Source organism: Streptomyces africanus, from assembly GCF_002150735.1.
Lineage (GTDB): Bacteria > Actinomycetota > Actinomycetes > Streptomycetales > Streptomycetaceae > Streptomyces > Streptomyces africanus.
In genome coordinates, this window is sequence record NZ_MUKA01000422.1 from 1 (window position 1) to 10,586 (window position 10,586).

Here is a 10,586-nt window from a genome sequence, read left to right on the forward strand (position 1 = left end):
CGCCGGCCTTGGCCACGGCGTGAACGGGGGTGGCCAGCGGTTCGACGAGGGCGGCCTGAAGGTCGGTCATGCCGTCGGGGACGCGGTGGACGCGGTCGGCGGGGATGGTGAACACGTCGGCCATGGCGCCGGGGGTCTGGCAGCCGAAGACCTTGAGTTCCTCGCAGATGTTGTAGCGGCCGGAGCGGCACTGGCCGCACCGTCCGCAGTACAGGTTGGGTTCGACGATCACCCGGTCGCCCGGGGTGAATTCCCCGGCTCCGCGCCCGGCGGCGGCCACGACGCCGACCGCCTCGTGGCCAGGGCGGTAGGGAAGGTCGATGAAGGGGTGGTGGCCGGCCGCGGCGTGGGTGTCGGAGCCGCACACGCCGACGACCGTGGTGCGCACCAGCAGTTCGTCGTCCCCCGGGGCGGGTGCGGGCACGTGCTCGATGGTGATGTCGTCGAGGGAGCGGACGAGGACGCGGCGGATCTGCTCGGTCATGGTGGAGGGTTCCGTTCGGCTCGGGGCGTTCAGGCGGTGGCGAAGAGGTCCGCGGCCATGCGGGGGGCGGCGGGCCTCATTTGACCGCTCCCAGTGACAGGCCGCGCACGAGCTTGTCCTGGGCGGCGAAACCGGCGATGAGCACGGGGAGGGAGACCAGCGTGGCCGCCGCGCACAGCCGGGCCAGGAACAGTCCTTCGTTGGTGATGAAGCCGACGAGGAACACCGGCGCGGTGGATGCCTGGGTGGCGGTGAGGTTGACCGCGAACATGAACTCGTTCCAGCTGAAGATGAAGCAGATCAGCGAGGTGGCGGCGAGTCCCGGCATGGCGACCGGCGCGACGACGCGCAGCAGCACCGTGGGCAGTCCGGCGCCGTCGACCTCGGCGGCCTCCAGGATCTCCTTGGGCACCTCGGCGAGGAACGAGCGCATCATCCACACGGCGATCGGCAGGTTCATCGCGGTGTAGAGGAGGACCAGCGTCCAGATGTTGTCGAGCATGCCGATGTCCTTGACGATCATGTAGATCGGCAGCAGCGCCGCGATGAGCGGCAGGAACTTCGTGGACAGGAAGAAGAACATCACGTCGGTCCACTTCTCGACCGGCTTGATGGACAGCGCGTAGGCCGCCGGCACCGCCAGGGCGAGGACCAGCAGGGTGGAGAAGACGCTGGCCATGGCCGAGTTGAGCAGGTACGGGGTGATGTCCCGCTCCAGCAGGAGCGAGAACTGGTCCAGGGTGAGCGGCGCCAGCAGGCTGGGCGGGTTGGTCGCCGCGTCGGCCTCCTGGTGGAAGGCGGTGAGCACCATCCAGGCCACCGGCGCGAAGAAGGCCAGGGTGGCCAGCCAGGCGACGAAGGTCCACAGCGGCGAAAGGCGCGGGGCCTGCCCGGGGTCGAGGTCCTGCCTACGGCGGCGGAGCCGCTGGACGAAGGGCACGGGGGTCGCTGCGTGGGCGCTCATCGGGACGCCTCCTCACGGAACAGGGAGGCGACGACCCGCAGGGCGAACGTTGCGATGACGATCGAGCCGATCACCACGACGACGCCGGCGGCCGCGGCCTGGCCGTACTCGAACTTGCGGAACATGGTCAGGTAGATCTCGTAGGGCAGGTTGGTGGTCCGGGAGCCGGGGCCGCCCTGGGTGATGGTGAAGACCGCGTCGAAGGTCTGCACCACGAAGATGGCGCCGAGCACGATGCCCAGCTCGATGTACTGCCGCAGGTGGGGAAGCGTGATGTGGCGGAAGGTCTGCAGCGCGGAGGCCCCGTCGACCCGGGCGGCCTCCAGGACGTCACCGGGCTGGGCCTGCAGGCCGGCCAGCAGGATGAGCATCATGAACGGCGTCCACTGCCACACCAGCGCGATCACCAGGGCCGGCATGGGGAAGGTGGAGATCCAGTCGAGGGTGGGGCCGTTGTCCGCGCCGAACAGGCGGTACACGGCGTTGAGGGTGCCGTTGAGGAGCCCGTAGTCGGGGTTGTAGAGGGCGTGCTTCCACAGCAGCGCGGCCGCGACGGGCATCACCAGGAACGGGGCGATGAGCAGGGTGCGCGCCAGGCCGCGGCCGAGGAAGCGGCGGTCGAGCAGCAGGGCCAGGCCGAGTCCGAGCAGCACGCTGAGGATGACGACGGACGCGGTGAGCACCATGGTGTTGACCACCGCGGAACGCAGCCGCTCGTCGGTGAAGACGAACGTGTAGTTGGACAGGCCGGTGAAGTGACGGTCGTCCGGCCGCAGGATGTTCCACTGGAACGTCGAGATGACAAGGGTGGCCACGAACGGCAGCTGTGTGACGACGATCGTGAAGATCAGCGCCGGCAACAGCGGGAAGCGTCGGCGCCACGTGCGGCCGGCCGGGGACTTGGGGCCGTGGTGAGCGGGTGGACGCATGGTCTTCTTCGGGGCATGGGCGAGCGTGGTCATGGCGTTGCTTTCCTCCGCCGATGGCGGTGCGTGTGCGGGGACGGCGCCCCGGCCGACGGTGCGGCCGACCGGGGCGGGACGGATCACTGGTGGTTCTTGGCGACGTCCTCCGCGAGCTTCTGGCCGTCGTCAAGGGCCTTGTCCACGCTGGTCTTGCCGGCGATGGCGGCGGAGATCTCCTGCGTCACCTTGGTGCCGAGGTCCTGGAACTCGGGGATGGCGACGAACTGGATGCCCACGGTGGGCCGTGGCTGGGTGCCGGGGTTGGACGGGTCGGCCTGCTGGATGGACTTCAGGGTGATGTCACCGAAGGAGGCGGCGGCCTTCTTGTACTGGGGGATCTCGTACGTGCTGGCCCGCTTGCCGGCGGGCACCCGTGCCCAGCCCAGCTTCTCGCCGACGAGCTTCTCGTACTTCTTGCCGGACGCCCAGAGCATGAACTTCGAAGCGGCGTCGGCCTTCTTGGTGGTCTTGGGCATCGCCCAGGCCCACGCCCACAGCCAGCCGCTGCTCTTGGTCCTGACCGTGGGCGCGTACGCGTAGCCGATCTTGCCCGCTGCCTTGCTGCTGCTCGGGTCCTCCAGGGAACCGGCCGCGCTGGTGGCGTCGTACCACATGGCGACCTTGCCCTGGCTCATCCCGTTGAGGCACTCGGTGAACCCGGCCTGTGGTGCGCCCGCCTCACCGTGCTTGCGCACCAGGTCGACGTAGAACTTCGTGGCCTCCTTGAAGCCGCCGGTGTTGACCTCTGGCTTCCAGTCCTTGGTGAACCAGGTGCCGCCGAAGGTGTTGACCACGCTGGTCAGCGGCGCACCGAGCTCGCCCCAGCCGGGCAGACCGCGCAGGCAGATGCCCTTCATCCCCGGCTCGGCGCCGTCGGCCTCGGCCGCGAGGCCGGCCACCTGCTGCCAGGTCGGGTGCTCGGGCATCGTCAGGCCCTTCTCGGCGAAGACGTCCTTGCGGTACATGAGGAAGGACGACTCGCCGTAGAACGGCAGGGCGTAGAGCTTGCCGTCCGAACCGGACAGCGACTGCACCATCGGCTTGAGCAGGTCGGCCTCGTCGAAGCTCTTGTCCTTGTCGGCGTAGGAGCCGAGCTCGTGCAGCCAGCCGTTCTTCTCCCAGATGGGCACCTCGTAGGCACCGATGGTGGCGACGTCGTACTGACCGGCCTGGGTGGCGATGTCCTGGGTGACCTTGTCGCGCAGCTCGTTCTCGGGCAGCACCGTGAAGTTGACCTTGATGCCGGTCTCCTTCGTGAAGCTGTCCTTCGTCAGCTTCGCGATGTCCTCCATCTGCGGGTTGCCGACCATCAGCACGTTGATGCTCTGGCCGCCGCCCGAGGATCCGCCGGCTCCGGCGCCCGAACAGGCGGTGGCGAGCAGGGCGGTGGCGGCGGCGCCGGCGATGAGGGCATGTCTGGTCGATCGCATGTGTCGGGGACCTCTCGTGCGGGTGGGGCGGGAGACGGCGCAGGGGAGCGGCCGTGGCGGCGCCGCGCGCCAGGCATGGGGAACAGCGGCTCCTCGGGGAACGAGGGCCGGCCGGGGAGGGCGAGGGAGGCGTCCCTGGGGTGTGGGGCGCGGTATCGATGCCGGAATTATTATCAGAAGACAGCGCCACTGTTAACACATATTGCGAGAAAACTTGTGGGCTGCGGCGCGGCAGGCTACGACAGGTCCGCTCAAAGGCTCACGAACCACCCTCTGAGAAGCTAGGGGCGCCAGAGAGAGTGCTCTCGGTCCGCCCACTCCCTGCTCACCGAGCCCGTGCGCATGCCTCTGCGGGACTCCGGGTCGGCCAGGGCCATGCCGATGTGGCCGGCCAGGACGATGCCGATCGTGAGGGCCAGCCAGTCGTGGACGAACGTCGCGCTGGTGCGCCACACGAGGGGGGTGAGGTGGGTGAACCACATCATCAGGCCGGTGCCGAGCATGACGAGGGTGGCGCCGGCGATCCAGGACGCGTAGAGCTTCTGGCCGGCGTTGAACTTGCCGGCGGGGCGGGACGCGGGGCGTTTGTCGCGGTGCAGGGCGGCGCGCAGCCAGGTCCGGTCGTGCGGGCCGAAGCGGTTGAGCCGGCCCAGGTCGGCACGGAAGGCCCGGGAGGCGAGGCCGGCCAGGACCGGGACGGGCAGGGCGAGGCCGGCCCACTCGTGGATCCGGACGACCAGCTCGCGGCGGCCGACGAGTTCGGCGAGCTGGGGGACGTAGAGGCAGGCCGCCGTCAGGACGCAGACACCCATGAGCGCGGCCGTCGTGCGGTGCACCCAGCGCTCGGTCGGGCTGAAGCGGCTGACACCGGCCGTGGCGTCAGCTCGTAGGCTCATCGTCACGTCCGTTCGAGCGGCCCACCCAGGCGTCGACGTCGTAGCCGCGCTCCTCCCAGTAGCCCGGCCGGACCTCGTCGGTGACGGTGATGCCGGAGAGCCACTTGGCGGACTTGTAGAAGTACATGGGCGCCACGTAGAGGCGGACCGGGCCGCCGTGGGAGTGGCCGATGTCCTTGTCCTGCATGCGCAGGGCGACCAGGACGTCCGCGCGGCGGGCCTGGTCGAGGGTGAGGCTCTCCGTGTAGGTGCCGTCGAAGCAGGTGAAGCGGACGGCCTTGGCCGTGGGGCGGACCTTGGCGGCGTCGAGGAGGCGGGAGAGCCGTACGCCCTCGAAGGGGGTGTCGGGGACGCGCCAGCCGGTGACGCACTGGACGTCGCGGACCATGCGGGTCTGGGGCAGGGCCCTGAGGTCCGCCAGGGTGTAGGTGGTGGGGCGGTCGACCAGGCCGTCGATCGTGAGGCGGTAGCTGTCGGCGTTCTTGCGGGGGACGGACGAGGCGACCGAGTAGTAGCGGAAGCCGCCGCCGTTCGGGAGCAGTCCGGTCAGGCCGGTCGGGTCCTTGTCGGCGGCACCGCCGAGGAAGCCCTCCAGGCCGCGTTGCAGCCGGGGCGCGGCGACCACGCCGAGCGCGCCCAGGCCGAGGGTGCCGAGGAAGACACGGCGGCCGACCGGGGTGCCCCGCTGTGGGGGGTGTTCGTCGTTCACGCCCTCAGGTACGTCCTCGTTCACGTTCTCATTCGAACACCCGCGGCCCCTTCAGGACAGGGATCGCGGGTGCTCGTCAGAGTTCCGTAACCACTTCTTACGCGGCCGGGGTCAGGACGACGCCGCCTTGTCCAGCTGGAACGCCTCGTTGCCGAGCCCGATCCGGGCGTGCTTCTCGGGGGCGCGGGCGCGCAGCACCAGGCCCAGGACCAGGCCGGCGGCCAGGGCGAGGCCGATGATGCCGGGCAGCACCCAGCTCAGCGAGGAGTCCGGGCCGGCGCCGACGAGAACCTCGAAGTCCTTCACCGTGTAGCCGGCGATCACCAGCAGGGCGAGGCCCGCCACGGCGGAGGTGGCCAGCCGCCAGGCCTGGGCGCCCGCGGCACCCCGGCGGACGAAGAAGACGACGACCGACAGGGAGGCCGCCGCCATCAGCACGATCACGCCGAGGGCGCCGATGTTGCCGAGCCAGGTGAACAGGTGCAGGACGGGCGCGGTCGGGTCACCGGCCGGCTTGTCGTCGGCGATCGCGAAGGCGACCACGACGACGACCGCCACGACGGTCTGGAGCAGCGAGCCGGTGCCGGGAGCGCCGCTGGTGCCGCTGGTGCGGCCGAAGGCGGCGGGCAGCAGGCCCTCGCGGCCCATGGCGAAGGCGTACCGGGCGACGACGTTGTGGAAGCTGAGCAGCGCGGCGAACATGCCGGTGACGAACAGGACGTGCAGGACGTCGGTGAAGGTGCCGCCGAGGCGGGACTCGGTGAGGAAGAACAGCAGTCCCGCGCTCTGCTTCTGGGCCGTGCCGACGATCGCGGCGGGGCCGGTGGCGACGGTGAGGGCCCAGCTGCTCAGCGCGAAGAAGACGGCGACCCCGCCGACGGCGAGGAACATCACGCGCGGCACGAGGACGTGCGGGCGGCTGGTCTCCTCGGCGTAGACGGGTGCCTGCTCGAAGCCGAGGAACGCGGCGATGCAGAAGCACAGCGCGGTGCCGACGCCCGCGCCGGTGAGGGTGTCCGGGTTGAAGGCGTGCAGCGAGAGTCCTTGCTTGCCGGGGTCGGCGAGGGCGGCGATGTCGAAGACGACGACCAGGAGCACCTCGATGACGAGCAGTACGCCGAGCACGCGCGCGTTGACGTCGATCTTCAGCCAGCCCAGCAGGCCGACGGCGAGCGCGGCCACGAGCGCCGGTATCCACCAGGCGATCTCCACGTCGGCGTAGGTGGCGAGGAGCCCGGAGACCTCGAAGCCGAAGATGCCGTAGATGCCGATCTGGAGCGCGTTGTAGGCGACGAGGGCGACCAGGGCGGCGCCCGCGCCGGCGGTGCCGCCGAGGCCGCGGGAGATGTAGGCGTAGAAGGCGCCCGCGTTGTGGACGTGGCGGCTCATCTCGGCGTACCCGACGCTGAAGAGGATCAGGACGACGCCGAGGACGACGAAGAGCAGCGGCTGGCCGACGATGCCCATCACTGCGAATGTAGTGGGCATGACACCCGCGACCACCATGAGCGGGGCGGTCGCGGCGAGGACGGAGAGCAGCAGTCCCCCGGTGCCGAGCCGGTCGGCGCGCAGGGCGCGCTCCTGCCCCTTGAACGTACTGATGCCGCCGGCGGCGGATGTGCTCGTGCTCGAACTGTCCGTGGTCATCGGGAGAGCGTCCTCACTTTTTGGTTTTCCGGGGGTGTCAGGCCGTGCCGAGCGCGCCGGCGCGGGCGGCGGCGAAGGCGGTGTGCGGGTCGCGGTCCGGGTACGACCAGGGCGCCGGGGTGGCGTACCGGCCGATCCGGTGGAACAGGGCGGCGGCCTCGGCGCCCCGCCCCTCGCAGAACTTGGCGTGAGCGAGGAAGTTCAGGTCGATCAGCCGGCGCGGATGGCCCTCCAGTTCCCACTCCAGCCACCAGTCGAAGGCGGCCTTCATGACCTGCCGGGCACGGCGGCCGGTCCAGTGGCCCGAGGCGGCCGGGTCGGCGGGTTCGTGCCCGGCGGCGGCGAGCGCGCGGTAGCGCTCGGCGTGCGCGATGACCGGCAGGATCGCGAGCGGGGAGTCGGCGGGTGCCTGTTCGGCGGCCCAGTTGGCGAAGTCGTAGACCTCGTGCAGCGGGTCCGGGCCGGACTCGGTGCGGCGGCCGGCGAGCCGGGCGACCATCAGGTGGTGGGCGTGGTGGTGGTCGGCGTAGCGGGCGCGGACCTGCTCGAAGGTGCGGACCACGTCCTGGTCGGTGCCGACCGCGCACTCCAGCAGGAGCAGGCCGAGCCAGGGGGTCGGGTCGGCGGGGGCTCGGGCGGCGGCCGTCGCGCAGGCCTCGCGGGCCCGGACCGGCTTGCCCTTGCCGTGCAGGGCGCGCCGGACCTGGGCGAGGGCGAGCAGGACGGAGGCGTCGGCGGACTCGGGTTCGGCCAGCAGCCACTCGCGGGCCCAAGCGGCGCAGTAGGACTCCCGGGCGAGGACGGTGACGCGGTGGCCGCGCCGGTCCCAGTCGTCTCCGGTGTGCACCAGCAGGGAGCGGGCGTTCTGCCAGCGGCCCTGCGCCAGGGCGGCGCGCGCGGCCACGAGGTCGGCGTCGTCGAGGGCCTCGTCGAAGGCCTGAGACGCACGTCTGCGGCCACGGCCGAGGGGAGGCGGGGGTGGGGGCACCGCGGAACTTCCTCACGCGCTCTTCTTGTGTTTCGGCTCAGGTCGGTCGATCGAGCGCGTGTGTGCGCGTCGCCATGAGCTGATCACGCACAGCCAACCCCCAGCCAACGGTTGACGTCAAGGGCCGCAAGGGCGTTACACGCGTCAACCACTGCCACTTGTGAGGCTTTTGTGATCATCGAGGTTCCAGAGGAAGATGAAGCAGGGATCCGATTTTTCCGTTTCGCCCTTTGTGGCGTGCGTCATAGTGCTGGGCGGTCACCACCGCGCACCATGGCATGACGTACGGGCGCGCCGGGCGGAGCCGGCCGGTACAGTCGGCCCCTACGCCATCGTGACCCGACCTGATGATCGAGGTAGACCGCGTGTCGGTTCTGGTACTGGTGCTCGCCGTGAGCGCCGCTTGCTGTCTGGGCTTCGGTTTCGTGCTGCAGCAGAACGCGGCCCAGCGCGCCCCGCTCAACGACTTCCTGTCCTTCCGGCTGCTGGTCGACCTGGTGAAGGTGCCGCGCTGGCTCGGCGGCATCGCGCTGATGGTCGTCGGCATGGCCCTGGGCGCGGCCGCGCTGGGGCAGGGCGAGCTGTCCCTGGTGGAGCCGCTGCTGGCGACGAACCTGCTGTTCGCTCTCGCGCTGTCCCGCCGGCAGACCCGGCAGCCGCTCGGCCGCCAGGGCTGGGCGGGCCTGCTGCTGCTGGCGGGCGGGGTGAGCGCGTTCATCGTCGCGGGCGAGCCACAGGGCGGCTCCGCGACGGCCGATCCGACGCGGCAGTGGCTGATCATCGGGGCCATGATCGGGCTCGCCCTGCTGTTCACCGCGCATGCGAAGCGCTCCCGGCTGAGCTCCGGGCCGGTGCTGCTGGCCCTGGGCGCCGGGCTCCTCTACGGCGTGCAGGACGCGCTCACGCGGGTGAGCGGGGAGAAGTTCTCCGCGGGCGGCTTCGCCGAGCTGCTGACCGGCTGGCAGCCGTACGCCGTCCTCGCGCTGGGCGTCACGGGGCTGGTCCTCGTGCAGAGCGCCTTCGAGACCGCGTCCCTGCGCAAGTCGCTGCCCGCCCTGACCGCGGCCCAGCCGATCGCCGGGATCATCTGCGGCGTCGGTTTCCTGGGCGACCGGCTGCGGACCGACAGCGTGGCCCTGAGCTGGGAGGCGGGCGGTCTCCTGGCCGTGGTGGCCGGCATCGTGCTGCTGGGTCTGCACCCGGCCATGCCGACGGGGGCGACGGCGCGGGCACGCGCGGGGCAGCTCCAGCCGCAGCCGCAGACACAGTGAGGCCGCGCGCCCTGCTTGGATGAGGGCATGAGTGCTTGGGGCGAGGGCGTGAGCGCCGCGGACGAGGGCGGGACCGTCGCCGGCGAGGGCATGAGCCCGGCCGACGAGATCCTCGACATCGTCGACGAGAACGACCGGGTCATCGGGCAGTCGCCCCGGGGCGAGGCCTACGCCCGGGGGCTGCGGCACCGCTGTGTGTTCATCCAGGCCCGGGACGCCGAGGGCCGGATCTTCGTGCACCGGCGGACACCGACCAAGCTGGTCTTTCCCTCCCTGTACGACATGTTCGTCGGCGGAGTGGTCGGCGCGGGCGAGTCCTACGACACGGCAGCCCTGCGCGAGGCCGAGGAGGAGCTCGGCGTGACGGGTCTGCCGCTCCCCCGGTACCTCTTCACGTTCCTCTACGACAACGGCGCCGGGCAGACGTGGTGGTCGGCAGTGTACGAGGTCCGCTGCGACCTGCCGGTGCGGCCGCAGGCCGAGGAAGTGGCCTGGCACGACTTCCTGCCCGAGGACGAGGTGCGGCGGCGGCTGGGCGACTGGGAGTGGGTGCCGGACGGGCTGGCGGCGTACGAGCGGCTCGTGGCGTTCCGGTCGAGGGCTGAGAGCTGAGGGCTGAGGAGGCCGCCGCGAGGCCGGGGCGGCACCGGCAGCTTCCGGTGCCGACGGCCCCGGTAGGGTCGCGCACGTGATCGAGTTCGTACGGAACGTCCGTTTGTGGTTCGCGCCCGCGGAGGTGCGGCGGGACGGCGAGACGCCGGACTACCGGTTCTCGCTGGCGAACGAACGCACCTTCCTGGCCTGGCTGCGCACCGCCATGGCGCTGATCGGCGGCGGCTTCGCCGTGGACCAGTTCCTGCCGGACCTGCGCTGGGGCTGGCGGGTGGGGCTGGCGCTCGCGCTGCTGGCCGCGGGCGTGCTGTGCGCGCTGCGGGCGGTCAACCACTGGGTCCGCTGTGAGCGGGCCATGCGCCGGGGCGAGGACCTGCCCGTGTCCCGGTTCCCGGCGGTGCTGAGCCTCGTCGTCGCGCTCGTGGCCCTCGCCATGGTCGTCGTGGTGCTCGTGGGGTGGGAGGGGTGAACGCCCCGGCGGCCCGTCGGCAGGACCCCGACCGCGACCCAGGGCTGCAGCCCGAGCGGACCCGGCTCGCGTGGCGGCGTACGACGCTGTCGGTCACGGTCTCCGCCGTGCGCGCCGTGAAGACCGCGCTGCACGGCGGAGACCGTGACCG

At 71.2% G+C, this 10,586-nt stretch carries 12 protein-coding genes; 4 read left to right on the plus strand and 8 right to left on the minus strand.

Annotated features, from left to right (window positions below; genetic code table 11):
- The 8 genes from CCL05_RS38355 to CCL05_RS38390 all read right to left on the minus strand — a co-directional run.
- A partial coding sequence (locus tag CCL05_RS38355) for a zinc-dependent alcohol dehydrogenase (RefSeq protein WP_158102525.1) occupies positions 1–484 on the minus strand: 484 nt, incomplete at its 3' end.
- 76 nt (positions 485–560) lie between these two features.
- Positions 561–1,448, minus strand: a complete 888-nt coding sequence (locus CCL05_RS38360) for a carbohydrate ABC transporter permease (RefSeq protein WP_086565240.1) — start codon at positions 1,446–1,448, stop codon at positions 561–563.
- Complete coding sequence (locus CCL05_RS38365; RefSeq protein ID WP_086565241.1) at positions 1,445–2,410, minus strand: carbohydrate ABC transporter permease; 966 nt, start codon at positions 2,408–2,410, stop codon at positions 1,445–1,447. The genes CCL05_RS38360 and CCL05_RS38365 overlap by 4 nt, the downstream gene beginning before the upstream one ends.
- An 83-nt stretch (positions 2,411–2,493) precedes the next feature.
- The gene (locus CCL05_RS38370) at positions 2,494–3,843 is read right to left on the minus strand and encodes an ABC transporter substrate-binding protein (RefSeq protein ID WP_086565242.1); all 1,350 of its coding nucleotides are present in this window, start codon (positions 3,841–3,843) and stop codon (positions 2,494–2,496) included.
- Positions 3,844–4,124: 281 nt separating this feature from the next.
- Positions 4,125–4,739 (minus strand): cytochrome b/b6 domain-containing protein, encoded by a 615-nt coding sequence (locus CCL05_RS38375; protein WP_086565243.1) that lies wholly within the window; start codon positions 4,737–4,739, stop codon positions 4,125–4,127.
- A complete protein-coding gene (locus tag CCL05_RS38380) occupies positions 4,723–5,448 on the minus strand; it encodes a molybdopterin-dependent oxidoreductase (RefSeq protein WP_086565247.1) in 726 nt (241 codons plus the stop codon). The genes CCL05_RS38375 and CCL05_RS38380 overlap by 17 nt, the downstream gene beginning before the upstream one ends.
- A 111-nt stretch (positions 5,449–5,559) precedes the next feature.
- Positions 5,560–7,095, minus strand: a complete 1,536-nt coding sequence (locus CCL05_RS38385) for an APC family permease (RefSeq protein WP_086565244.1) — start codon at positions 7,093–7,095, stop codon at positions 5,560–5,562.
- A 37-nt stretch (positions 7,096–7,132) separates the two neighbouring features.
- On the minus strand, positions 7,133–8,083 hold the full coding sequence (locus tag CCL05_RS38390) for a hypothetical protein (RefSeq protein WP_086565245.1): 951 nt from the start codon (positions 8,081–8,083) through the stop codon (positions 7,133–7,135).
- A 365-nt stretch (positions 8,084–8,448) separates the two neighbouring features.
- On the opposite strand from CCL05_RS38390, the gene CCL05_RS38395 reads away from it, so the two are divergent.
- The 4 genes from CCL05_RS38395 to CCL05_RS38410 form a co-directional block, all read left to right on the plus strand.
- Positions 8,449–9,354, plus strand: coding sequence for a DMT family transporter (locus tag CCL05_RS38395; protein ID WP_086565248.1), 906 nt, complete (start codon positions 8,449–8,451; stop codon positions 9,352–9,354).
- Positions 9,355–9,444: 90 nt separating this feature from the next.
- On the plus strand, positions 9,445–9,966 hold the full coding sequence (locus CCL05_RS38400; RefSeq protein ID WP_086565249.1) for an NUDIX hydrolase: 522 nt from the start codon (positions 9,445–9,447) through the stop codon (positions 9,964–9,966).
- Between the two features lie 76 nt (positions 9,967–10,042).
- A complete protein-coding gene (locus CCL05_RS38405) occupies positions 10,043–10,435 on the plus strand; it encodes a YidH family protein (RefSeq protein WP_086565246.1) in 393 nt (130 codons plus the stop codon).
- On the plus strand, positions 10,432–10,586 hold a 155-nt coding region (locus tag CCL05_RS38410; RefSeq protein ID WP_143590015.1), incomplete at its 3' end, for a DUF202 domain-containing protein. The genes CCL05_RS38405 and CCL05_RS38410, both read left to right, overlap by 4 nt.